General features: G+C 71.1%; 19 protein-coding genes. 9 read left to right on the top strand and 10 right to left on the bottom strand.

What is annotated here, in order from left to right; all coding sequences use genetic code 11:
• Nucleotides 1-205: 205 nt before the first annotated feature.
• The 4 genes from ACFT9I_RS33365 to glgB all read left to right on the top strand — a co-directional run bounded on the left by ACFT9I_RS33365 (nucleotide 206) and on the right by glgB (nucleotide 8,320).
• Nucleotides 206-2,200, top strand: a complete 1,995-nt coding sequence (locus ACFT9I_RS33365) for an alpha-1,4-glucan--maltose-1-phosphate maltosyltransferase (protein ID WP_382570628.1) — start codon at nucleotides 206-208, stop codon at nucleotides 2,198-2,200.
• Nucleotides 2,197-3,921 (top strand): maltose alpha-D-glucosyltransferase, encoded by a 1,725-nt coding sequence (gene treS, locus ACFT9I_RS33360; RefSeq protein ID WP_382570625.1) that lies wholly within the window; start codon nucleotides 2,197-2,199, stop codon nucleotides 3,919-3,921. Before ACFT9I_RS33365 ends, treS begins: the two co-directional genes overlap by 4 nt.
• Nucleotides 3,922-4,158: 237 nt before the next feature.
• Nucleotides 4,159-5,640, top strand: coding sequence for a maltokinase (locus ACFT9I_RS33355; RefSeq protein WP_382570622.1), 1,482 nt, complete (start codon nucleotides 4,159-4,161; stop codon nucleotides 5,638-5,640).
• Nucleotides 5,641-5,740: 100 nt separating this feature from the next.
• The gene (gene glgB, locus ACFT9I_RS33350; protein WP_382570621.1) at nucleotides 5,741-8,320 is read left to right on the top strand and encodes a 1,4-alpha-glucan branching enzyme; all 2,580 of its coding nucleotides are present in this window, start codon (nucleotides 5,741-5,743) and stop codon (nucleotides 8,318-8,320) included.
• Nucleotides 8,321-8,326: 6 nt separating this feature from the next.
• On the opposite strand, the gene ACFT9I_RS33345 is transcribed toward glgB, so the two are convergent.
• The 9 genes from ACFT9I_RS33345 to ACFT9I_RS33305 all read right to left on the bottom strand — a co-directional run bounded on the left by ACFT9I_RS33345 (nucleotide 8,327) and on the right by ACFT9I_RS33305 (nucleotide 15,327).
• The gene (locus ACFT9I_RS33345; protein ID WP_382570618.1) at nucleotides 8,327-8,992 is read right to left on the bottom strand and encodes an SDR family NAD(P)-dependent oxidoreductase; all 666 of its coding nucleotides are present in this window, start codon (nucleotides 8,990-8,992) and stop codon (nucleotides 8,327-8,329) included.
• A gap of 96 nt (nucleotides 8,993-9,088) precedes the next feature.
• Nucleotides 9,089-9,250: a hypothetical protein gene (locus ACFT9I_RS33340; protein ID WP_382570615.1), complete on the bottom strand. Its 162-nt coding sequence runs from the start codon at nucleotides 9,248-9,250 to the stop codon at nucleotides 9,089-9,091.
• A 48-nt stretch (nucleotides 9,251-9,298) separates the two neighbouring features.
• Entirely contained in the window at nucleotides 9,299-11,605 is a 2,307-nt protein-coding gene (locus ACFT9I_RS33335) for a HelD family protein (RefSeq protein WP_382570613.1), read from the bottom strand.
• A 162-nt stretch (nucleotides 11,606-11,767) separates the two neighbouring features.
• On the bottom strand, nucleotides 11,768-12,100 hold the full coding sequence (trxA, locus tag ACFT9I_RS33330) for a thioredoxin (RefSeq protein ID WP_382570611.1): 333 nt from the start codon (nucleotides 12,098-12,100) through the stop codon (nucleotides 11,768-11,770).
• Nucleotides 12,097-12,546, bottom strand: coding sequence for a MerR family transcriptional regulator (locus ACFT9I_RS33325; protein WP_382570608.1), 450 nt, complete (start codon nucleotides 12,544-12,546; stop codon nucleotides 12,097-12,099). Before ACFT9I_RS33325 ends, trxA begins: the two co-directional genes overlap by 4 nt.
• 29 nt (nucleotides 12,547-12,575) lie before the next feature.
• Nucleotides 12,576-12,986 carry a GntR family transcriptional regulator gene (locus ACFT9I_RS33320; protein ID WP_382570606.1) on the bottom strand — a complete coding sequence of 137 codons (411 nt, stop codon included), beginning with the start codon at nucleotides 12,984-12,986 and terminating at the stop codon, nucleotides 12,576-12,578.
• On the bottom strand, nucleotides 12,983-13,741 hold the full coding sequence (locus ACFT9I_RS33315) for a hypothetical protein (protein WP_382570603.1): 759 nt from the start codon (nucleotides 13,739-13,741) through the stop codon (nucleotides 12,983-12,985). The genes ACFT9I_RS33320 and ACFT9I_RS33315 overlap by 4 nt, the downstream gene beginning before the upstream one ends.
• 96 nt (nucleotides 13,742-13,837) lie before the next feature.
• On the bottom strand, nucleotides 13,838-14,638 hold the full coding sequence (locus ACFT9I_RS33310; RefSeq protein ID WP_382570600.1) for a maleylpyruvate isomerase family mycothiol-dependent enzyme: 801 nt from the start codon (nucleotides 14,636-14,638) through the stop codon (nucleotides 13,838-13,840).
• Between the two features lie 44 nt (nucleotides 14,639-14,682).
• Complete coding sequence (locus ACFT9I_RS33305; RefSeq protein WP_382570598.1) at nucleotides 14,683-15,327, bottom strand: TetR/AcrR family transcriptional regulator; 645 nt, start codon at nucleotides 15,325-15,327, stop codon at nucleotides 14,683-14,685.
• 122 nt (nucleotides 15,328-15,449) lie between these two features.
• Between ACFT9I_RS33305 and ACFT9I_RS33300 the strand changes: the two genes are divergently transcribed.
• The 3 genes from ACFT9I_RS33300 to ACFT9I_RS33290 all read left to right on the top strand — a co-directional run bounded on the left by ACFT9I_RS33300 (nucleotide 15,450) and on the right by ACFT9I_RS33290 (nucleotide 18,356).
• The gene (locus tag ACFT9I_RS33300; protein WP_382570596.1) at nucleotides 15,450-16,244 is read left to right on the top strand and encodes an SDR family NAD(P)-dependent oxidoreductase; all 795 of its coding nucleotides are present in this window, start codon (nucleotides 15,450-15,452) and stop codon (nucleotides 16,242-16,244) included.
• Nucleotides 16,245-16,373: 129 nt separating this feature from the next.
• Entirely contained in the window at nucleotides 16,374-16,721 is a 348-nt protein-coding gene (locus tag ACFT9I_RS33295) for a hypothetical protein (RefSeq protein WP_382570594.1), read from the top strand.
• A gap of 210 nt (nucleotides 16,722-16,931) precedes the next feature.
• The gene (locus ACFT9I_RS33290; RefSeq protein WP_382570646.1) at nucleotides 16,932-18,356 is read left to right on the top strand and encodes a glycoside hydrolase family 16 protein; all 1,425 of its coding nucleotides are present in this window, start codon (nucleotides 16,932-16,934) and stop codon (nucleotides 18,354-18,356) included.
• A 192-nt stretch (nucleotides 18,357-18,548) separates the two neighbouring features.
• Here the strand turns inward: ACFT9I_RS33290 and ACFT9I_RS33285 are convergent, their stop codons facing one another.
• Nucleotides 18,549-19,961 carry a cation:dicarboxylate symporter family transporter gene (locus tag ACFT9I_RS33285; protein ID WP_382570591.1) on the bottom strand — a complete coding sequence of 471 codons (1,413 nt, stop codon included), beginning with the start codon at nucleotides 19,959-19,961 and terminating at the stop codon, nucleotides 18,549-18,551.
• 136 nt (nucleotides 19,962-20,097) lie between these two features.
• Between ACFT9I_RS33285 and ACFT9I_RS33280 the strand changes: the two genes are divergently transcribed.
• Nucleotides 20,098-21,828, top strand: coding sequence for an ATP-binding protein (locus ACFT9I_RS33280; RefSeq protein WP_382570588.1), 1,731 nt, complete (start codon nucleotides 20,098-20,100; stop codon nucleotides 21,826-21,828).
• Nucleotides 21,825-22,529: a response regulator gene (locus tag ACFT9I_RS33275; protein ID WP_382570586.1), complete on the top strand. Its 705-nt coding sequence runs from the start codon at nucleotides 21,825-21,827 to the stop codon at nucleotides 22,527-22,529. The genes ACFT9I_RS33280 and ACFT9I_RS33275 overlap by 4 nt, the downstream gene beginning before the upstream one ends.
• Nucleotides 22,530-22,544 lie beyond the last annotated feature (15 nt).

Raw genomic sequence — 22,544 nt, 5'->3', positions numbered from 1 at the left:
GGGAAGGCTCATCCGGTACGTACGGCAAGCACGCTCGTTTCGCCCGATTCCACCGCTATTAGAGTGAACGCGGACAGGAGCGGCCATGCCCGCAGCCCGCCAGTCACCGCAAGAGCAGCTACAAATAGGATCAAAGTCAGGCAAAATCCTCCGATCCGTTCGACCTGCCCTGCCTGCCACGCCCGCTCAGCCCTCAGGTGATTTCATGATCGGTCGCATTCCCGTCCTGGACGTACGCCCTCTCGTCAACTGCGGCAAACGCCCCGCCAAGGCGGTGAGCGGAGAGACGTTCCAGGTCACCGCGACCGTCTTCCGTGAGGGCCACGACGCGGTCGGCGCCAATGTCGTCCTGCGGGGCCCGGACGGCCGCCCCGGCCCCTGGACCCCCATGCGTGAGCTGGCCCCCGGCACCGACCGCTGGGGCGCCGACGTCACTCCGACGTCCGAAGGCCGATGGACCTACAAGGTGGAGGCGTGGAGCGATCCGCTCGCCACCTGGCGCCACGCCGCCCAGATCAAGATCCCGGCCGGCATCGACACGGAGCTGGTCCTGGCCGAGGGCGCCGCGCTCTACGAGCGGGCCGCGGCCGGCGTCCCCAAGCGCGAGGGCCGCGAGGCGGTCCTGGCCGCCGTGGATGCCCTCCGCGACGAGCGCCGCCCGGCCGCCGCCCGCCTCGCCGCCGCCTTCACCCCGGAGGCCGACGAGGCCCTGTCCCGGCACCCGCTGCGCGAGCTGGTCTCGGCGTCGAAACCCGTCAAGCTGCTGGTGGAGCGCGAGAGGGCGCTGTACGGCTCCTGGTACGAGCTGTTCCCGCGCTCCGAGGGCGCGGTCGTCACTCCAGGGAAGCCACCGGTCAGCGGCACGTTCAAGACAGCCGCCGAGCGGCTGCCGGCCGTCGCCGCGATGGGCTTCGACGTCGTCTATCTGCCGCCGATCCACCCCATCGGCACCGCGCACCGCAAGGGCCCGAACAACACGCTCTCCCCCGGCCCGGACGACGTCGGCGTCCCCTGGGCGATCGGCTCGGCGGACGGCGGCCACGACGCGATCCACCCCGACCTCGGCACGATCGAGGACTTCGACGCCTTCGTGGCGAAGGCCGCGTCGCTGCGCATGGAGATCGCGCTGGACTTCGCCCTCCAGTGCTCGCCCGACCACCCCTGGGTGAAGGAGCACCCCGAGTGGTTCCACCATCGCGCGGACGGCACGATCGCGTACGCCGAGAACCCGCCCAAGAAGTACCAGGACATCTACCCCATCGCCTTCGACCGTGACATGGACGGCCTGGTCACCGAGACCCTGCGGGTGCTGCGGTACTGGATGGACCACGGCGTCCGGATCTTCCGCGTCGACAATCCGCACACCAAGCCGGTGGTCTTCTGGGAACGGGTGATCGCGGACATCAACACCACCGACCCTGATGTGATCTTCCTGGCCGAGGCGTTCACCCGGCCGGCCATGATGCACACCCTGGGCGCGATCGGATTCCAGCAGTCGTACACGTACTTCACCTGGCGTACGACCAAGCAGGAGCTGACCGACTACCTCACCGAGCTGTCGGGCGACTCCGCGTCGTACATGCGCCCGAACTTCTTCGTCAACACGCCCGACATCCTGCACGCATATCTTCAGGACGGCGGCCGTCCGGCATTCGAGGTACGCGCGGTGCTCGCCGCGACGATGGTGCCGTCCTGGGGCGTCTACGCAGGGTATGAACTCATGGAGAACGCCCCGGTCAAGCCCGGGAGCGAGGAGTATCTGCATTCGGAGAAGTACGAGCTGCGCCCCCGGAACTGGGAATCGGCGGAGCGAGAGGGACGCACCATCGCCCCGCTCATCACCGCGCTCAACCGGATCAGGCGCCGGCACCCGGCGCTGCAGCAGCTGCGCGACATCCACTTCCACCACGTCGACAACGACGCCGTCATCGCCTACAGCAAGCGGTCGGGCTCGGGCTCGGACGTCGTGCTGGTCGTCGTGAACCTCGATCCGCACCACACCCAGGAGGCAACGGTCTCGTTGGACATGCCGCGGCTCGGCCTCGACTGGCACGAGTCCGCCCCGGTGCGCGACGAGCTCACCGGCGAGATCTACCACTGGGGCAGGGCCAACTACGTGCGCCTGGAGCCGGGTGTGACACCCGCGCACATCGTCGTTCTGCGACCGTCCCCGCCGATCGGAGGGTCACCCACATCATGATCATCAATGAGCCCGTCCACGACATGTTCGAGGACACTCCCGCGAAGGACCGTGACCCCGACTGGTTCAAACGAGCCGTCTTCTACGAAGTCCTGGTGCGCTCGTTCCAGGACAGCAACGGCGACGGCATCGGAGACCTCAAAGGCATCACCGCCAAACTGGACTATCTCCAGTGGCTCGGTGTCGACTGTCTCTGGCTGCCACCGTTCTTCAAGTCCCCACTGAGAGACGGCGGTTACGACGTCTCCGACTACACAGCGGTACTGCCCGAGTTCGGCGACCTCGCCGACTTCGTGGAGTTCGTCGACGCCGCCCACCAACGCGGCATGCGCGTGATCATCGACTTCGTCATGAATCACACCAGCGACCAGCACAACTGGTTCCAGGAGTCGCGCAAGGACCCCGACGGGCCGTACGGCGACTACTACGTCTGGGCCGACGACGACAAGCAGTTCCCGGAAGCGCGGATCATCTTCGTCGACACCGAGTCGTCCAACTGGACCTTCGACCCGGTCCGCAAGCAGTACTACTGGCACCGTTTCTTCTCACACCAGCCGGACCTCAACTACGAGAACCCGGCCGTCCGCGACGAGATCATCTCGGCGCTGCGCTTCTGGCTGGACCTGGGCATCGACGGCTTCCGCCTCGACGCGGTGCCGTACCTCTACCAGGAGGAGGGCACCGACTGCGAGAACCTGCCGGCCACCCACGCCCTCCTGCGCGAGGTCCGCGAGATCGTCGACACGCACTACCCGGACACCGTGCTGCTCGCCGAGGCCAACCAGTGGCCGGAGGACGTCGTCGACTACTTCGGCGACTACGCCAAGGGCGGCGACGAGTGCCACATGGCGTTCCACTTCCCGGTGATGCCGCGGATCTTCATGGCCGTACGGCGCGAGTCCCGGTATCCGGTCTCGGAGATCCTGTCCAAGACCCCGGCGATCCCGACCGGCTGCCAGTGGGGCATCTTCCTGCGCAACCACGACGAGCTGACGCTCGAAATGGTCACGGACGAAGAGCGCGACTACATGTACGCGGAGTACGCCAAGGATCCGCGGATGCGCGCCAACATCGGCATCCGGCGCCGCCTTGCCTCGCTGCTGGACAACGACCGCAACCAGATCGAGCTGTTCACCGCTCTGCTGCTGTCGCTGCCCGGCTCCCCGATCCTCTACTACGGGGACGAGATCGGGATGGGCGACAACATCTGGCTCGGCGACCGCGACGCCGTACGGACCCCGATGCAGTGGACCCCGGACCGGAACGCGGGCTTCTCGTCCTGCGACCCCGGCCGGCTCTACCTCCCGACGATCATGGACCCGGTCTACGGCTACCAGGTCACCAACGTCGAGGCCGCGATGGCGTCGCCGTCGTCGCTGCTGCACTGGACACGGCGCATGATCGAGATCCGTAAGCAGAACCCGGCCTTCGGGCTCGGCTCGTACACGGAACTGCCGTCGACGAACCCGGCCGTGCTCGCGTTCCTGCGCGAGGCGCCGTCGCAGGACGGCAACGGCGACGACCTGGTGCTCTGCGTGCACAACTTCTCACGCTTCGCACAGCCCACGGAGCTGGATCTGCGCGCCTTCAGCGGGCGCCACCCGGTGGAGCTGATCGGCGGGGTGCGCTTCCCGGCGATCGGCGACTGGCCCTACCTGCTGACACTGGCGGGCCACGGCTTCTACTGGTTCCGGCTCCGGCAGGACCCCACGCCCGCCTGAGACGCCGAACAACTGGCCTGACGACGAACAACTGCGGGGCGGTCGGTTACCGCCGCCCCGCACGGGGCACCATCCACGACATCGAGTGGTCCGTACGAACGGGCTTCCCACGCCGGGCGGACTTACGGTCCGTACGGGCCATCCTCACCCGACACGTCCCGCACAGCCGGACTCCGTTGCCGCAATCCGGGACACTCTGCGCATCCTGTGGTGTGCCCGGGGAAAGGACGCGATGCCATGTCGAAGGCTGCATCCACCCGGAGCTCACCACGCCCCGGTGCGGCACTCTCGCCCGCCGGAGCCGAGAAGCTGGTCGGCTCACTCGCACCACTGCTCCACGAGTGGCTGCCGCGACAGCGCTGGTTCGCCGGCAAGGGCCGCCCCATCACGGGCTTCGCCGCGGTCGCCGCGACCGAGCTGATGCCGCCCGCCGCCCCGGGCCCCGGGCCCGGCCTGCTCCATCTGCTGGTGCGCGTCGAACAGCGCGCCACCCCCGACCTGGACGCGCCGCCCGTCCCCGTCCCGCCCACCGACGACTGCTACCAGCTGCTGCTCGGCGTACGGTCCACCCTGCCGCCCCAGCTCACCGCCGCGCGCATCGGCATCGTCGGCGAGGGGCCGCTGGCCGGCCGGGTCGTCTACGAGGCGCTGCACGACCCGCGCCTCGCCGACCTGCTGCTGGAGCACCTGCGCTCCCCCGGCGCGCTGGGGCCGCTGCGCTTCGACCGGGCCGTCGAGATCCCGGCGGGGCTCACACCGCGCCTGCTCGGCGCCGAGCAGTCGAACTCCTCCGTCGTGTACGGCGAGGAGTACATCCTCAAGATCCTTCGCCGGGTCTTCCCCGGCGCCAACCCCGATCTGGAACTGCCGCTCGCCCTCGCCGGCCAGGGCTGCCGGCGGGTGCCGTCACCCGTCGCCTGGTTCGAGGCCGTGGGCGACGGCGCCGCGCGGGAGCCGCTGACGCTCGGGGTGCTCCAGCCGTACCTCCAGGACTCCGAGGACGGCTGGCAGCTCGCCCTGCGCACCCTGGCCGACGGCGGCGCCTTCACCGACGAGGCGCGTGCGCTGGGGCTGGCCACCGCCGAGGTGCACCTCGCGCTGGCCGCCGCGCTGCCGACCGTGTCCCTGGGGCCGCGGCAGACGGCTCAGCTGGCCGAGGCCATGTCGGGCCGGCTGGACGCCACCGCGCAGGCGGTGCCCGCGCTCCTGCCGTACGTCGCCGGTCTGCGCACGGCCTTCGACGCGCTCGCCGGGTCCGGGAGCGGCGGTGCGGGGTCCGGGGACGGCTCCGCCGGCCCCGTCGGCCTCGTCACGCGGGCGCAGCGCGTGCACGGCGATCTGCATCTCGGCCAGACGCTGCGGACACCGGACGGCGAGTGGTCCCTGATCGACTTCGAGGGCGAACCGGCCAGACCCCTCACCGAACGCCGCCGCCCGCAGCCCGCGGTGCGTGACGTGGCGGGCATGCTCCGCTCGTTCGACTACGCCGCCCGCTCCCACGAGCCCTGGAGCCCCGACTGGGCGGAGCGCTGCCGGTCGGCGTACTGCGACGGTTACGCCGAGGGAACGGGCACCGACCCGCGCGAGGACCCGGCGCTGCTGCGGGCATACGAGACGGACAAGGCGGTGTACGAGGTGCTGTACGAGGCCAGGAACCGCCCCGACTGGCTGCCCGTCCCGATGGCGGCGATCCAGCGCCTGGCCGGCGGCCTTCCCTGACACCGACCGCCCGCTAACGAAGCCCGGTGGACCGACCCACCGGGCCCGCCGGCCCACCGGCCCCCGAAACCCCCGTCATCCCGCCGAGGAGGCAGCCCCCGTGACCGCCCGCCCGCCGTCCGAGAATCCGTCAGAGCCGCAGCCCCAGCTCCCCGCCGACGCACGCCGCAAGCGGGACGAGCCCCCGGCGAAGGGCGCGGCGCCCGTCGCGAAGGAGGGGAAGGAGGAGGGAAAGGAGTCGGGGAAGTCCGAGAAGGCCGCGAGGAGCGAGAAGGCCGTCAAGACCGGGAAGGCGGGCAAGGCCTGCAAGGCGGAGAAGTCCGCGAAGTCTCCGAAGCCGCTGGAGTCGGCCGCCGCCGCGCCGCAGGCACCCGCGCCGCGTACGCCCGAGGCGGAGCCGGTCGCGCCGGAGCCCACCGCCCCGACGCCCCGCGCGACCGGCGGCCATGTCCTGCGGCCCGCGCCGCCGCTCGCCGACTCGGACCGGCACCGGCTGCTCCACGGCTCGCACCACGACCCGCACGGCGTGCTCGGTGCCCACCCCGGCAAGGGCGGCGTCGTCTACCGCGCGCTGCGGCCGTACGCGAAGGCCGTGACGGTCGTCGCCAAGGGGCTGCGGGCCCAACTGCACGACGACGGGGACGGTTTCTTCTCGGGCGTACTGCCGTGGCGCAAGGTCCCCGACTACTCCCTGCTGGTGCGTTACGGGGCCACGGCCGAGGAGAGCGGGGGCACCGCCGACGAGGTCGACGAGCTGGAGGTGCAGGACCCGTACCGCTTCCTGCCCACGCTCGGCGATCTCGATCTGCATCTCATCGGCGAGGGCAGGCACGAGGAACTGTGGCAGGCGCTCGGCGCCCGCCCGATGGTCCACCAGGGCGTCACGGGCACCCGCTTCACCGTCTGGGCGCCGAACGCGCAGGGCGTGCGGGTGACGGGCGACTTCAACTACTGGGACGGCACCGTCTACCCGATGCGCTCGCTCGGCTCGACCGGCGTGTGGGAGCTGTTCGTGCCCGGCGTCGGCGAGGGCGCGCTCTACAAGTTCGACATCACCCGGCCCGACGGGTCGCACACGCTGCGCGCCGACCCGATGGCCCGCCGCACCGAGGTGCCGCCGTCGACGGCGTCGATCGTCACCGAGGCGCACCACGTGTGGCACGACGAGGAGTGGATGGCGCACCGCGGCGATCTGCCGGTGCACGAGGCGCCGCTCTCCATCTACGAGGTGCATCTCGCCTCCTGGCGGCCGGGCCTGACGTACCGTCAACTCGCCTTGCAGCTCCCGGCGTACGTCAAGGATCTCGGCTTCACGCATGTCGAGCTGATGCCGGTCGCCGAGCATCCCTTCGGCGGTTCCTGGGGCTATCAGGTCACCGGCTTCTACGCCCCGACCTCCCGTATGGGCACGCCCGACGACTTCCGCTTCCTGGTGGACACGCTGCACCGCGCGGGCATCGGCGTGATCGTGGACTGGGTGCCGGCGCACTTCCCGAAGGACGAGTGGGCGCTGGCCCAGTTCGACGGCAGGCCGCTGTACGAGCACGCCGACCCGCAGCGCGCCGAGCATCCCGACTGGGGCACGCTGGAGTTCGACTTCGGCCGCACCGAGGTGCGCAACTTCCTTGTCGCCAACGCCACTTACTGGTGCGAGGAGTTCCATATCGACGGTCTGCGGGTCGACGCCGTCGCGTCGATGCTCTACCTGGACTACTCGCGCGAGGCCGGTGAGTGGACGCCGAACGAGCACGGCGGCCGGGAGAATCTGGACGCCGTCGCCTTCCTCCAGGAGATGAACGCGACCGTCTACCGCCGCTGCCCCGGTGTCGTCACGATCGCCGAGGAGTCCACGGCCTGGGACGGCGTCACCCGTGCCACGCACCAGATCGGGCCGGGCGGCTTCGGCGGTCTCGGCTTCGGTCTGAAGTGGAACATGGGCTGGATGCACGACTCCCTGGACTACGTCTCCAAGGAGCCGGTGCACCGTAAGTACCACCACGGCGAGATGACGTTCTCGATGGTGTACGCGTACAGCGAGAACTACGTCCTGCCGATCTCGCACGACGAAGTCGTCCACGGCAAGCGGTCGTTGGTCTCCAAGATGCCGGGCGACTGGTGGCAGCAGCGGGCCAACCACCGGGCGTATCTCGGCTACATGTGGGCGCACCCGGGCAAGCAACTCCTCTTCATGGGGCAGGAGTTCGCCCAGGGCGCCGAGTGGTCGGAGGGTCACGGCCCGGACTGGTGGCTGCTGGACCCGTCGTACGAGGCGGAGGCCGACCACCGCGGCGTACGGGACCTGGTGCGCGACCTGAACGTGGTCTACGGCCGGACCCCGGCGCTCTGGCAGCGCGACACCGACCCCGGGGGTTTCGCCTGGGTGGAGGGGGACGCCGGGGAGGACAACGTGTTCGCGTTCCTGCGCTTCGACGCGGAGGGCGCGCCGCTGCTGGCCGTCTCCAACTTCTCGCCGGTGGTGCGGCATCAGTACCGCATCGGGGTGCCGGAGGGCATCTCGGGCTGGACGGAGGTCATCAACACCGACGCGGGGCGCTACGGCGGCGGGGACGTGTTCAACCTGGACACCCTCAAGCCGGAGGCGACCCCGGCGCACGGCCGCCCGGCAAGCATCCAACTGACGCTGCCGCCGCTGGCGACGCTGTGGCTGAAGCCGGTGTGAGCGGAGCTACGTCGTGGCGGGCGCGCCCGTGTGGTGGGTCTCGTGTTCCCAGCCGGCCCGTGGCTGGGTGTGCAGGCGCCAGTAGTGCGCGGCGATGTCGTCCGGGTCGAAGTCCGTCCCGGGCGCGACGGGGCCGTGGACGGTGACGCTCGCGACGTGGACACCTGCGGCGCCGTAGGTCTGGTCGAGCAGGGTGACCAGGGTCCGTACGCCCGCCTTGCCGAGCGACAGGCTCACGTACTGCGGCTTCGGCTCGGGCATGCCCCCGGTGATCAGGAACGTGCCGCCGCCCCGCCGCGCCATCCCGGGCGCGACGTGGGCGGCGGCGGTGAGCGCGCCGCCCACGTTGACCGCCCAGGCGTCGAACTGTTCGCGGAGGGACAGTTCCCCCGGTGCGTCCGCGCGGACGAGCGCCGCGTTGTAGACGACGACGTCCGGCGGGCCGAGTTCACCGGCCGCCTTGTCGAGCGCCGCGCGCAGTGCGGTCTCGTCCGTACTGTCGGCCGCCTGTGTGACCACGCGCACGCCGGTGTCCGCGACCGCCTCGGCCGCCGCGCGCAGCGTCTCCTCGCGCCGCGCGATCAGCGCGACGGGCAGCCCCTCGCGGGCGAACCGCCGGGCCACCGCCCGGCCTATCCCGGGCCCCACTCCGATGATCACCGCTCCGGACACCGCTGCTCCCCTGTTTCGCTCCCACTGCCGGACAAGCGAAACGCTAAAGCTTCACACCGGTGTGAAGGTCAAGCCCCGGCAGCCCCGGCACCCTCCTCAGCAACGTGCGCTCAGCCGGGTGCCCTGCGACGTGTCACACCCCGTCCCGTGCTGCGCGGACAGCAGAAGCGCGACGACCGTCGCCGCCACGGCGAGCGTCCCCGCCACCGTGGCGGGGACCCCGCGTCCGCGCTTCCCGCGGCTTCTCGTACGGCGCATGTCTCCCCCGTTGTGGACATGACGACCGTGCCCCTCGGGGGGCGGGGTTCACGACCCCGGGCGCCCCTCGGTGGCGCTCTCGTACGCGAGCCGGGGCGGGACGGTGACATTCCGTACGATGCCGAGTCGCTGCGTCGCGCGGGTCAGCGCCACGTACAGGTCGTTGGTGCCACGCGGTGAACCGTCCAGGACGGCCTCCGGATCGACGACGATCACCGTGTCGAACTCCAGGCCCTTCGCCTGCCGGGGGTCGAGCAGGACGACCGGCCGGGTGAGGTCGGGGGCCACTCCCCAGGAGGCGTCGGGGAGTTCGGCGGCGAGCGCGGGCAGCAGCGCGGCGGGCGCGATCACCGCGAGGCGTCCGTCGCCGCCGTGTTCCGCCGCGTGCGAGGCCGCGTGTTCGACGGCGCTCGCGGCGGCCGTCCCGACGAGGTCGGCCGGCTTCACCTCCCGTACCCACGGGCCGACTCCCGTCGAGCGGACCGAACTCGGCGGCTCGAACGCGGGGTCCTCCAGCCGCCTGACCTCGGCGGCGACGGCCATGATCTCGGCGGGCGTACGGTAGTTGACGCCGAGCCGTACATGCTCCCAGCGCTTGCCGACGTACGGCCGCAGGATCTGCTGCCAGGAGTCGCAGCCGGCCACGTCCCCGGTCTGCGCCGGGTCACCGACCAGTGTCATGGAGCGGGCCGGGCAGCGGCGCATCAGCAACCGCCAGGCCATCGCGGACAATTCCTGCGCCTCGTCCACCACGATGTGGCCGAACGCCCAGGTGCGGTCGGCGGCGGCGCGCTCGGCGGCGCTGCGGGTGTCGGCCTCCTCCTGCCGCTCGGCGAGGCGTTCGGCGTCGATGAGGTCGTGCGCGAGCAGGACCTCCGACGCCTCCTCGTCCTTGTCCTCGAACTCGTAGGTGCGGGAGCCGTAACTCAGCTCCAGTACCCCCTGCGCGTATTCGATCTGCTCGCGCCGCTCGGCCTCCGCGGCGGCGCGCGCGGCGGCGTCGTCCTCGCCCAGCAGCTCCGCGGCCTCGTCGAGGAGGGGGACGTCGGCGGCGGTCCAGTCGTCGGCGCCGCTGACCTGACGGCGGATCAACTCACCGTCGCCGTCGGGGAGATGGGTGGGCTCCGCCAGATAGTCGGCGACGAGGTCCTGGGGGGTGAGGGTGGGCCACAGCTCGTCGATCGCGGACTGCACCGCCGGGCTGGTGGCGATCGCCTTGCCGAGCTGGGCGATGTCGGTGGCGTCGAGGAGGTTCGGGCCGCCGTACGGGTCGGCGCCGAGCCGCTCGGTGAGCTGCTCGGTGAGGGAGTCGATGACGGAGAACGCGAAGTGCGGCCGGGCGAGATTGTGCGGGAGGTCGACGTTACGGGCGCGGGCGCGCGCGTCCTCCGCCATCGCCCGGTCCAGGTAGAGCGTTCCGTCGTCGTGCTCGATCTCGATGTGCGGGTCGGGGACCTGCTGGCGGTCGCGCAGCGCGGCGGCCAGCACGCCCGCCATCTCGGTGCGCCCCTTGACGGCGGCAGCGGCGGGGGTGTCGGTGGCGGTCGCGTGTACGCCGGGGAAGAGTTCACCGACCGTCGCCAGCAGCACGCCGGTCTCGCCGAGTGAGGGCAGCACCTCTCCGATGTATCCGAGGAAGGCCGGGTTGGGCCCGACGATCAGCACGGCCCGCCGGGCCAGCTGCTCGCGGTGCGCGTACAGCAGATACGCGGCGCGGTGCAGCGCGACGGCGGTCTTGCCGGTCCCCGGCCCGCCTTCCACGACGAGCACCCCGCGGTGCGGCGCGCGGATGATGCGGTCCTGCTCGGCCTGGATGGTCCGCACGATGTCGGTCATCCGCCCGGTGCGGGCGGAGTCGAGCGCGGCGAGCAGCACGGCGTCGCCGTCCGGGTCCTCGTACCCGGTGCGGGTGGTGTCGGTGAGATCCATGATCTCGTCGTGGAGCGCGGTGACGCGCCGGCCCTCGGTGGTGATGTGCCGGCGGCGGCGCAGACCCATCGTGGAATAGCCGGTGGCGAGATAGAAAGGACGGGCCACGGGAGCACGCCAGTCGATGAGCAGCGGGGTGCGTTCCACGTCGTCCTGCCGCATTCCGATTCGGCCGATGTGGTGGGTGACGCCGTCGGTGAGATCGATACGGCCGAAACAGAGCCCGGTCTCCACGGCATTCAGCGTGGTCACGGTGCCGGAGTGCTCGGCGACCCGGATGTCGCGCTCCACCATGGCCTGCCGACCGGTGCTGACCTGCCCGATCGACGTGCGCACGGCGGCTTCGGCCTGCTCCCTGAGCGCGTCGAGACGCTCATGGAGGAGCGAGACGAATTGCTGTTCGCTCTGCAATTCCTCGGTTGACAATTCAGCCCCTGTCCGATACGCTTTGCCTTGTGAGTTGATTTCGGCTTTCGAAAAGCAGGAAAGTCGAAACACCCAATATACGCAGAGCAATACCCCGGCCGTCAATTCGGTGCCGGGGTATTTTTGTGCGCGGGGCCGTGGTGGCGGGCGTCGGACGAGGTCTCAGATGACGTCTTCGAGCTCCTGGAGCAGTCGGCGCTTGGGCCGGGCCCCGACCATCGACTTGACCGGCTCGCCGGCGCGGAACACCAGCAGGGTCGGCATCGCGAGGACGCCGTACCGGTTCATCGTCTCCGGGTTCGTGTCCACATCCAGCTGTACGACCTTGAGCCGCGCCGCCTCCTCCGCGGCCACGGCGCTGAGCACCGGCGCGAGCTGGCGGCAGGGCGGGCACCAGTCGGCGGTGAATTCCACCAGCACGGGAAGGTCGGCCTTCAGTACTTCCTCGTCGAAGCTCGCGTCCGTGACGGCGGCGACGCCCTCTGCCTGGATCATCTGTCTTCTCCCTCTCGGAGCGGGTGCATGGTCAGCTCGCACAACGGCTCGGGCAACGGCTCGCGCAACGGCGGCTCGGGCCGCTCGACGGCCTGAGCCGCCTCGGCCTGCGCGAGCTGCTCGCGGACCTGGGCGCGTATCGAACCGAGCCGCCCGATCAGCTCGTCCAGCTCGGCGAGCTTGCCCCGGTACACGTCGAGCGAGGCGGGGCATGAGTCCCCGGCCGGATGCCCGGCCCGCAGACACTCGACGAACGGCCGCGTCTCCTCCAGATCGAACCCGAAGTCCTGCAGGGTCCGGATCTGCTGGATCAGCCGCAGATCGTCGTCGTCGTAGGTGCGGTAGCCGTTCCCCGCACGCCGGGCGGGCAGCAGCCCGCGGGACTCGTAGTAACGCAGAGTTCGGGTGCTCGTTCCCGCCCGCTCCGCCAGCTCGCCGATGCGCATGTCCACGACGGTAATCCTTGACGTCGGCGTCAAGGCAACGGCCGGGGCGCCTCCGCCGTCGCGAGCGCGTGCCGGATCGCGGCCAGCGCGTCCTCGTCGGTCGCGTCGAGCAGCCGCGCGGCGCGCGCGAAGTCACGGGCGTGCTCGGCGAGGGTGGCCCTCGCGTCGTCGTCCGCCGCGCCCGCCGCGCTCGCGGCCACGCGCGTACCGGATCCCCGTCTGCTGTGCACGAGGCCCGCCGTCTCCAGCTCGCGGTAGGCCCGGACGACGGTGTTGTTGGCGAGTCCGAGGTCGGAGGCGAGTTGCCGTACGGGGGGCAGCCGGTCGCCCTCACGCAGACGCCCCACCGAGATCAGATCCGCGAGCTGTGCCCTGATCTGCTCGAACGGCGGGACGGGCACGTGGGAATCCACCCGGATGGTGAGCCCGCCGGTGGTCATGGTCGCTCCTCGATATGGACGCGCGGCACGAGCAGGGCGACCAGGCACCAGCCGGCCGTCATGGCCGAGACGAACGCGACGCCCGCCAGGCCCACCGCGCCCAGGTCCCCGGCCCGCCCGCCGCAGGGGAGGCTGAACACGGCCACGGCCATGGTCGAAGATACGGCGAAGAGCGGCGCGGCCACCAACACGCCCCACGCACCGACGGTCACCCGCGCCCGGACCCTGCGCCGGTCGTCGTCCCCGGCCCGCGCGGTGACGCGCCGCAGGGTCAGCGCACAGACGACGCTGCCGACGACGAGCCCCCCGAGAACCGGCCACGCGTAGTACGGCCCCGGCCAGGGACCGACGACGTAGGTGTCCCCCTGACACCGCTCGACCAGCGCCCTGCCCGCGCGCCCCGCCCCGTCGGTGGACGCGGTGCCGACGGCGACACCCAGCAGGACCACCAGGAGCACGGCCTGCACGCCGAGGGACCCGGCGAGCGCCCGGGGTATCTGATCCCGCACCCGCCGCCGCACCACGACCGCCTCCCACACGCCGCGCCGCCGGGGATGGACGACAAGATCCGCGAGGAGCACACCGGCGACGGAGCAGAGCCCGAAGACGGGGATGGCGTAGAGGAGATCGACGTCGGAGTCGGAGCTGAAAGTGACGACCTGATTGATCCCGATACCGACGAGAGGACCGGCCCAGCGGAGGGGAGCGTCGGCCCAGGCCCGCCAACTCCTCACCGGCACAAGCGAATTGGACATCCGGGCACCCCTCCCCGAGGCGTCGTCAAGTGTATCGGCGCTCTGACACAATCTGCCGAACCGAGCGAACTGTGTCAAGTGCCTGATACACCTGGCTCACTCCCGGAGCCAGAACCCCGACCGCTCCACCCAGAGGTCCAGCAGTCGTACGTCGCCGTCGACCTCGACGACCTCGTCCCCGGCGGTGCGCCGTCCGTAGAGGAGCAGGAGGAGGTCGGCCAGGGGCGCGCGTACGGTGACGGCGGCGGCCTCGGGAGCCGGGCCGTCCGCGCGGCGGCAGGCGACCGCGTCGCCCGTCAGGTCGACCAGCCAGCCCGGCGCCGCGCCGGGGCCGCGGAAGTGCAGGGTGCGGCCGGGGCCGAGCAGTGGTGGGACTCCGGGCCGGGGCTCGATGACCTCCGGTACGGTGCCGAAGCCCATCCACTCGTCGATGCCGTCGGCGGCGAGGTCCTCCGCCACGACGAACTCCGCCCCGACGGCCCAGTTCGCGTCCGCCCGGTGGACCACCGCCTCGTGGAGCATGCGGCGCGCCCAGAACGCCGTGGTCCCTCCCGGGCCCGGCGTCCACACCCGTTCCGCGGGCCCGGCGGCCCGCAGGGCGTCCGCCAGTCCGGTCGCACCCTCGGCGACCCACGCGTCCATCTCGCGGGGATCGGCGTCGGCGTGCGCGGAGACGTCGTTGACCAGGTCCTCCGGTACGGGGCTCGTGGCCCGGGTGCGGACGACGATCTCGGCCCAGTGGTGCGTTCCGCCGACGTGCCGCAGCAGTTGGCCGAGGCTCCAGCCGGGGCAGGTGGGCACGGGGGCGGTCAGGTCCGCGGCCCGGACGTCCGACCTCAACAGGTCGGTCTGTACGACGAGTTCGGCGCAGTAACGGTCGTGGGTCAGCACACTCATGGCCGGAGCGTAGTTCGCGGTGAGGTGGCGTCGCGCGGCGATATTCAGCGCGTCGGCCGGACCCCGGGCGCCTGGCCGAAGGCATGGAGGAAGGTGTCGACGGCGGCGTCGGCCACCTCGCGCAGTTCCGCGTCCGGGATCGGGCGCGTACCCATGTGGGAGCGCGCTTCCAGCGGGCCGACGAGCAGCGCCATGAACTGCTCCGCGGCCCGCGCCGCGTCCGTGCCGCGCAGTCGGCCCGCGAGCATGAGCCGGGCCAGCCGGTCGGCGAGGGCGTCGACGAGATGGTGCGGGCCGGCGGCGGCGACCAGGTCGAGGGCGTCCGGGAACGTCGTGATCTCCGCGTAGAGCAGCCGCCGCAGCGCGCACGAGCGCTCGTCGCAGTGCAGCCGCAGCAGGTCGAGCCCGACGCCCTCCAGCGTGGTGCGCAGGTCGTCGCCCGGTTCGAGCAGCGGGGCGAGCGCGGCGAGCCGCCGGTCCAGCGCGGTCCGCGCCGCCGCCTCCATCGCGTGGCGGAACAGCGTCGCCTTGTCGGTGAGGTGGTTGTAGACCGTGGGCTTGGCGACGCCCGCCGCGTCCGCGATGTCCTGAACGCACGCCTGCGCGTAGCCCCGGCGGGCGAACACGGTGAACGCGCCTTCCAGGATCGCCTGCCGCTTGTCGATCCGTCCGCGTGAGGTGGCTGCCATGGAGCCGGATTTTACCCGCTGGTTCAGTGATGTGGTTCTGCCGGTTGCCTGCGAACGTGTCAGATCAGTAGATTGAACCCATCGGTTCACTTTCAAGCCCACGCAGCACTGGAGGACACCCGATGAAGACCCTCGTGATCACCGGTGGCACCGACGGCATGGGCAGGGCCCTCGCCCAGGACTACCTGCGGCGGGGCGACACCGTCGTCATCGTCGGCCGCGACGAGCGCAAGGCGCGGACCGTCCCCGGCGCCACCTTCGTCCCGGCCGACCTCAGCCTGATCAGCGAGAACAGACGCGTCATCGAGCGGATCACCGACGACTTCCCCGACGTGGACGCCCTCGTCCTGTGCGCGCGCTACTTCCGGGCCACCCGGTGGGAGACCGCCGAGGGCATCGAAGGGGTCTTCGCGCTGGAGTACGTGAGCCGCTATCTGCTCAGCCACGGCCTGACCGACAGCGACGGCGCCGGCCCCCGCGTCATCGTCAACGTGTCCGGCCCCGGTGTCCCCGCCGGACACATCCACTGGGACGACCTCATGCTCCGCCGCACGTACACCGGCATGGAGGCCCAGTTCCAGGCCGGCCGCGCCAACGATCTTCTCGGTGTCGCGTACGCCGCGCGGCACGCGGCGGACGGGGTCCGCACCCGCTACGTACTGATCAACCCCGGCGGTGTGTCGACCGGCTTCTGCGGCGAGTTCGACGCCGAGACCGCGGCGCACGTCGAGTCGCTGAAGAGGTACGGCAAGCCCGTCGAGGAGGGCATCCGCCCGCTGGCCGCCCGCGTCGACAACCCGCCCGGCGCACCGCTCAGCGCGTACGCCCTGCACCGGCCGATCAGCCTTGACCACGCCTTCTTCGATCCGAAGGACGCGGCCCGGCTCGAAGAGCTGACCCGGGACCTCGTCGGCTGACCGGACCTCTCGTTCCGCGCACCCGTGCGCCCCTGTACTCCCGCGCTCCTCGCGGTTCACACTCGCGGCGGGGAAAGTGAGTGGGGACGGCCCTCGGAGCCGTACAACTCCCCACAGGCGGGAGGCCCGATGAACGAGACCGGTGACGTGGCGCTGCCCGTCGACCTTGTGACGATCTCCCGCACCGTCGAGCACGCCCTCGCCCGCAGGCTCGCCCTCCCCGAGCGGCCCTGGGTGGACGCGACGACGCGTCAACTCCTGGGCCAGTTGAGCCTGTTGCTGTTGGAGGATCTCGGCGACACGGACAGCGCGCCCGTCCGGGAGCTGCACCGGACCGCGTACCGGCTGCTCGACCGGCACGGCCGGCCGGACGCCGGGACCCCGCCGCTCTACGCGTACGAGTACATGCGGACGCTCGCCGCCGTCACACGCGCCGTCGCCGCGCTCTATACCCGCGGGGGCCCCGGCGAGCGGTAGGGCGGCGACCCGCGAAGGCTTCAGGAATTCAACGCGTTCAGGTCATTGACGGGGTCTCCGGGTTCATCTAAACAACAGGGCTGAGAGCGCTCTCACCCTCTCGCAGACACATCTCGGCACCATCCACACCGGAGGTGTTCCTTGAGAACGAGCCGCACCAGAAACAGACCGCGCAGCCCCCGCACCCCCCTGATCGCCGCCTTCCTCGCGATGTCCGTCGCCGTCGCCGGATTCGTCGGGCTGACGAGCGCCGGCACCGCCCGGGGCGACGTACCGCCCGCGCCCGGCTGGAACCTCCAGTGGAGCGACGACTTCAACGGTGGGAACGGCGCGCCGCCGTCCGCCGCCAACTGGCAGGTGGACACCGGGCACGGCTACCCCGGCGGGCCGGGCAACTGGGGCACCGGCGAGATCCAGAACTACACCGCCAACGCCGAGAACCTGAGCCTCGACGGCAGCGGGAATCTGAAGATCACCCCGCTCAGGGACGGCGCGGGCAACTGGACGTCCGCGCGCGTCGAGACGAAGCGCGCCGACTTCAAGGCACCGGCCGGCGGCACCCTGCGCATCGAGGGCCGGATTCAGATGCCGAACGTGACCGGCGCCGCCGCGGCCGGCTACTGGCCCGCCTTCTGGGCGCTCGGCGCGCCCTACCGGGGCAACTACTGGAACTGGCCCGCCATCGGCGAGTTCGACATCATGGAGAACGTCAACGGGATCAACTCCGTCTGGGCGGTGCTGCACTGCGGTGTGAACCCGGGCGGCCCCTGCAACGAGACCACCGGTATCGCCGCCAACCGCGCCTGCCCCGGATCGAGTTGCCAGTCGGCCTTCCACACGTACCGCTTCGAGTGGGACCGCTCCAGCTCGCCCAACGCGCTGCGCTGGTACGTGGACGACCAGCTCTACCACACCGTCACGCAGGCCCAGTTGGACGCGACGACCTGGGCCAACATGACCGAGCACGCGGGGTACTTCATCCTGCTCAACGTCGCGATCGGCGGCGCGTTCCCCGACGCGCTCGGCGGTCCGACACCGACGCCGGCCACCGTGCCGGGGCGGCCGATGCTCGTCGACTACGTCGGTGTCTGGACCCGTGGCGGCTCCGGCCCGACGGACCCGCCGACCGACCCGCCCACCGATCCACCGACCGATCCACCCTCCGGCTCCTCGCAGTTGTACGCCCGCACCGGCGGCGGCCTCGGTGACGCCACCGGCTCGGGCGCGAACGCCACGCTCACGTCGGCGGGCGGCGGCAACCGCGACGGGACGCCGTACAACCCGCAGGTCTTCACCTCCGGCGGGATCACCCGCGCCTACAACGGCGGGGCGACCCAGTTCGACCTCTTCGTCGACGCGGGTACGGCGGTGGCCAACGGCCAGCAGGTGAGGGTGAGTTACGACCGTACGGGCGACGGCAGCTGGGACCGTACGGAGACGTACAACTACTTCGCGACGGACCCGGCGCCCGGCTTCGAGCACTACACACAGGCCAAGGGCCTGAAGGCGTCGACCGGTTCGCACGGCGACCTGGTCAACGGCAAGGTGCGGATCGAGGTCTGGAACGCCATCGGCAACGGTGCCAGCACGCTCGGCATCGGCAACCAGTCGGTGGTCCGGATCCCGTACGGCTGAGCCGGCCGGAAGCCCGGCCCGCGCCCCGTGGCAGAAAACTGACCGGCCCGTACGGACGTCTCCGTACGGGCCGGTCATTCGCAGGGCCGGGGAGGAGGGGGATCAACCCCCGGCCAGGGTCAAGCAGTTCATGCGGTTCCAGCAGTTCAAGCGGTCAGACGGTCGAACGGGCAGGCCGTCCGACGACTCGCGTCAGACCTTCGCCGGCGTCCCGTCCGCGTCGCGCGCCTCCGGCACCTCCGACGAGCCGCCCGACGAGCCGTCCGAGCCCTTCGTGAGGCTGGGGCCTTCGGCAGCCGGGTCCTCGGCCGCCCCGTGGTGGTCGTCCACCAGCATCTTCTCGTCGAACGGGAGCCGGCCCGCCAGCACCTCGTCCACCCTGGCCCGGTCGATCTCCTTCGTCCACGTACCGACGAGGACCGTCGCGACCGCGTTGCCCGCGAAGTTCGTCAGGGCGCGCGCCTCGCTCATGAAGCGGTCGATGCCGACGATCAGGCCGACGCCGTCGACCAGTTCGGGCCGGTGCGACTGAAGGCCGCCCGCCAGGGTCGCCAGGCCGGCGCCGGTGACGCCCGCCGCACCCTTCGACGCGATGATCATGAAGACGAGAAGCCCGATCTGCTCACCGATGGCAAGCGGGTCGCCCATCGCCTCGGCGATGAACAGCGACGCCATCGTGAGGTAGATCGCGGTGCCGTCGAGGTTGAAGGAGTAGCCGGTCGGCACGGTGATGCCGACGACGGGCTTGCTGACACCCAGGTGCTCCATCTTCGCGATCAGCCGCGGCAGCGCCGACTCCGACGACGAGGTGGACAGGATCAGCAGGAACTCGCGCGCCAGGTACTTCAGCAGCGAGAAGATGTTGATGCCGGTGATCACCTTGAGCAGCGCGCCGAGGATGACGAAGACGAACAGCGCGCAGGTGATGTAGAAGCCGATCATGATGACGGCCAGCGACTTCAGCGCGTCCATGCCGGTCTCGCCGACCACCGCCGCGATCGCGCCGAAGGCACCGACCGGGGCCGCCCACATGATCATCGCGAGGATGCGGAAGACCAGGCGCTGGATGTGCCCGATGCCGCGCAGGATCGGCTCGCCGGTGGAGCCCATGGCCTGGAGCGCGAAGCCCGCCAGCAGCGCGACGAGCAGTGTCTGGAGCACCTCGCCCTCGGTGAAGGCGGAGACCAGCGTGGTCGGGATGATACCGACCAGGAACTCGGCGGTGGTCTCGGCGTCGCCCGCCACCTGGGCCGCGCCGGCGTCCGCCGTGGCCTCGGTGATGTGCAGGCCCGCGCCGGGCTCCAGGATGTTGCCGACGACGAGGCCGATGGCCAGCGCCACGGTCGACATGACCATGAAGTAGCCCAGGGCCAGACCGCCGACCGCGCCGACCTTGGCGGCCTTGCGGACGGATCCGACGCCCAGCACGATGGTGCAGAAGATGATGGGGGAGATCATCATCTTGATGAGATTGACGAAGCCCGTTCCGATGGGCTTCAGCTCGACGGCCACCCCCGGGGCAGCGAATCCGACCGTGATTCCGAGAATCACTGCGGCGATCACGGCCAGATACAGATAATGGGTACGGTCCCGAGTAGCGGCCACGGGTCCTCCTTGACTCGTTTGTCCCTACGCGACCCTCCCGTCCCGAGGGGGTCCCGGCGACTATGGCTCAGCCTGTGACGCCGGTCACCCTTACGTGCATTTCGTTCATACGATTTCGGCCAGGCAGACTTGTGCCATGCAGCTACCCCGTCCCCGCAGCCTCGCCGGCCAGCTCTTCGCGATGCAGGTCGTGCTGGTCGCGGCTGTCGTGGCCGGATGTGCGCTGTTCGCGTACTTCACCGACCGGGCGCAGGCCGAGGAGACCGCGGAGCGCCAGGTGACGGCCACGGCGCGGGCGATGGCCGACTCCCCCTCCGTACGGGAGGCCATCAGGTCCGACGACCCGTCCGCGACGCTCCAGCCCTACGCGGAGCACGTACGCGTCGACACCGGCGTGGACTTCGTGACGATCATGAAGCCGGACGGGACGCGCTGGACGCACCCGGACCCCCAGCTGATCGGGCTGCCCTTCATCGGCACGACGCGGCCCGCGCTGCTCGGCAAGACGTTCACGGAGACCTACACGGGCACGCTCGGCCCGTCCACGCGGGTGGTGACCCCGGTGAAGGACGACGGGCGGATCATCGGGCTGATCAGCGTCGGCATCACCGTCGACCGGATCTCCAGCCAGTTGGAGAAGCAGGTGCGGGTCCTGGCGCTGGCGGCCGGGGGCGCGCTCGCGCTGGGCGGTGTGGGGACGTACGTCATCAACGCACGACTGCGCCGGCACACCCACGGAATGAACGCGGGCGAGCTGAGCCGCATGCACGACTACCACGAGGCCGCGCTGCACGCGGTACGCGAGGGACTGCTGATGCTGGACGGGCGGCGCAGGATCGCGCTGATCAACGACGGCGGGCAGGAACTCCTCGGTCTGGACGACAGCGCCGTGGGCCGGAACATCGACGAGCTCGGGCTGCCCGCCCCGCTCGTCGGCGCGCTTCTCGCGTCGGAGCCGCGCGTGGACGAGGTCCATATGACGGCCGACCGGATCGTGGTCGTCAGCACCCGCCCGGTGATCGGCGGTGAGCGGCGCGGTACGGTCGCGACGCTCCGGGACCACACCGAACTCCAAGCACTGTCGGGCGAGTTGGACTCGGAGCGCGGCTTCACCCAGGCCCTGCGCTCACAGGCGCACGAGGCGGCGAACCGGCTGCACACGGTCGTCTCGCTGATCGAGATGGGGCGGGTCGACGAGGCGGTGGAGTTCGCCACGGCGGAGCTGGAGCTGGCGCAGGTGCTCACGGACCGGGTCGTCGGCGCGGTGGCCGAGCCGGTACTGGCGGCGCTGCTGCTGGGGAAGGCGGCGCAGGCGAACGAGCGGGGCGTGGAGCTGGTGCTGGCGGAGGACAGCCGTATAGACGACGGGGTGCTGCCGCCGTCGCTCGCCGCGCGCGATCTGGTGACCATGCTGGGCAATCTGATCGACAACGCGATGGACGCCGCCCAGGGCACGGACGGCGCGCGGGTCACGGTCACCGCGCTGGTCGAGGACGGCGAGCTGTTGCTGCGCGTACGGGACACGGGGCCGGGCGTCGCGCCCGGTGACATCGAGGAGGTGTTCCGGCGCGGCTGGTCGACCCGGGGCGCGGAACGGGGGCTCGGTCTGGCTCTCGTACGCCAGGCGGTGCACCGGGCGCACGGCACGGTGGAGCTGACACCGGGGCGGGCCGGCGGGGCGGAGTTCACCGTACGGCTGCCGCTGGGCGCGCGCGACGGGGCGCCCACGGGTGCCGCGGGTAAGGACCTCGCGGGTAAGGACCTCGCGGGTAAGGACAGGGACAGCGACACGGTGGCAGCTACGGACCGGGCGGCGGAGCCGATGGCCGGTGCCACGACCGACAGTGGGGAGCACGGCGGATCATGACCGGGACCAGGGACGGCGACTCCCGCCCCATTCGCGTGCTCGTCGTCGAGGACGACCCCGTCGCCGCCGATGCCCATCAGCTGTACGTGGGCCGTGTGCCGGGCTTCGAGGTGGCCGGGGTGGCCCACTCCCGGGTCGAGGCCGGCCGGGTCCTGGAGCGTACGGACATCGACCTGATCCTCCTCGACCTGTATCTGCCGGACGGGCACGGGCTCCAGTTGCTGCGCAGTCTGCGGGCCGCCGGCCACCACGCGGACGTCATCGCCGTCACGTCGGCGCGCGATCTCACCGTCGTACGCGAAGGGGTGTCGCTGGGAGTGGTGCAGTACGTACTGAAGCCCTTCGCGTTCGCCACGCTCCGCGACAGGCTGAGCCGTTACGCCGAGTTCCGCGCCGCCGCCGGTGAGGCCAGCGGGCAGGACGAGGTGGACCGGGCGCTCGGCGCGCTGCGGGCGCCGCAGCCCGCGTCGTTGCCGAAGGGGCTGAGCGGGCCGACGCTGGAGTCGGTGACGCGTGCGCTGCGCGACGCGCGGGAGGGGCTGACCGCCACCGAGGCGGCGGCCAGGCTGGGCATCTCCCGGATCACCGCGCGCCGCTATCTGGAGCATCTGGTCGGCGCCGGGCAGGCGGGCCGCAGCCCCCAGTACGGCCAGGTCGGACGCCCGGAACTGCAGTACCGGTGGATCGTCTCCACGCGGTAGCGCGGCGCCCCGGCA

It is taken from the genome of Streptomyces sp. NPDC057137 (genome assembly GCF_042670825.1).
Classification (GTDB): Bacteria; Actinomycetota; Actinomycetes; order Streptomycetales; family Streptomycetaceae; genus Streptomyces.
The sequence above is the reverse complement of the archived record's forward strand: the minus strand, read 5'-3'. Positions and strand labels throughout refer to the sequence as shown.

Coding starts and splice junctions, on each gene's coding strand:
- ACFT9I_RS33365 (WP_382570628.1), top strand. CDS start 206: ATGATCGGTCGCATTCCCGTCCTGGACGTACGCCCTCTCGTCAACTGC.
- treS (WP_382570625.1), top strand. CDS start 2,197: ATGATCATCAATGAGCCCGTCCACGACATGTTCGAGGACACTCCCGCG.
- ACFT9I_RS33355 (WP_382570622.1), top strand. CDS start 4,159: ATGTCGAAGGCTGCATCCACCCGGAGCTCACCACGCCCCGGTGCGGCA.
- ACFT9I_RS33340 (WP_382570615.1), bottom strand. CDS start 9,250: ATGCGCCGTACGAGAAGCCGCGGGAAGCGCGGACGCGGGGTCCCCGCC.
- trxA (WP_382570611.1), bottom strand. CDS start 12,100: ATGATCCAGGCAGAGGGCGTCGCCGCCGTCACGGACGCGAGCTTCGAC.
- ACFT9I_RS33325 (WP_382570608.1), bottom strand. CDS start 12,546: ATGCGCATCGGCGAGCTGGCGGAGCGGGCGGGAACGAGCACCCGAACT.
- ACFT9I_RS33320 (WP_382570606.1), bottom strand. CDS start 12,986: ATGACCACCGGCGGGCTCACCATCCGGGTGGATTCCCACGTGCCCGTC.
- ACFT9I_RS33315 (WP_382570603.1), bottom strand. CDS start 13,741: ATGTCCAATTCGCTTGTGCCGGTGAGGAGTTGGCGGGCCTGGGCCGAC.
- ACFT9I_RS33310 (WP_382570600.1), bottom strand. CDS start 14,638: ATGAGTGTGCTGACCCACGACCGTTACTGCGCCGAACTCGTCGTACAG.
- ACFT9I_RS33305 (WP_382570598.1), bottom strand. CDS start 15,327: ATGGCAGCCACCTCACGCGGACGGATCGACAAGCGGCAGGCGATCCTG.
- ACFT9I_RS33300 (WP_382570596.1), top strand. CDS start 15,450: ATGAAGACCCTCGTGATCACCGGTGGCACCGACGGCATGGGCAGGGCC.
- ACFT9I_RS33295 (WP_382570594.1), top strand. CDS start 16,374: ATGAACGAGACCGGTGACGTGGCGCTGCCCGTCGACCTTGTGACGATC.
- ACFT9I_RS33290 (WP_382570646.1), top strand. CDS start 16,932: ATGTCCGTCGCCGTCGCCGGATTCGTCGGGCTGACGAGCGCCGGCACC.
- ACFT9I_RS33280 (WP_382570588.1), top strand. CDS start 20,098: ATGCAGCTACCCCGTCCCCGCAGCCTCGCCGGCCAGCTCTTCGCGATG.
- ACFT9I_RS33275 (WP_382570586.1), top strand. CDS start 21,825: ATGACCGGGACCAGGGACGGCGACTCCCGCCCCATTCGCGTGCTCGTC.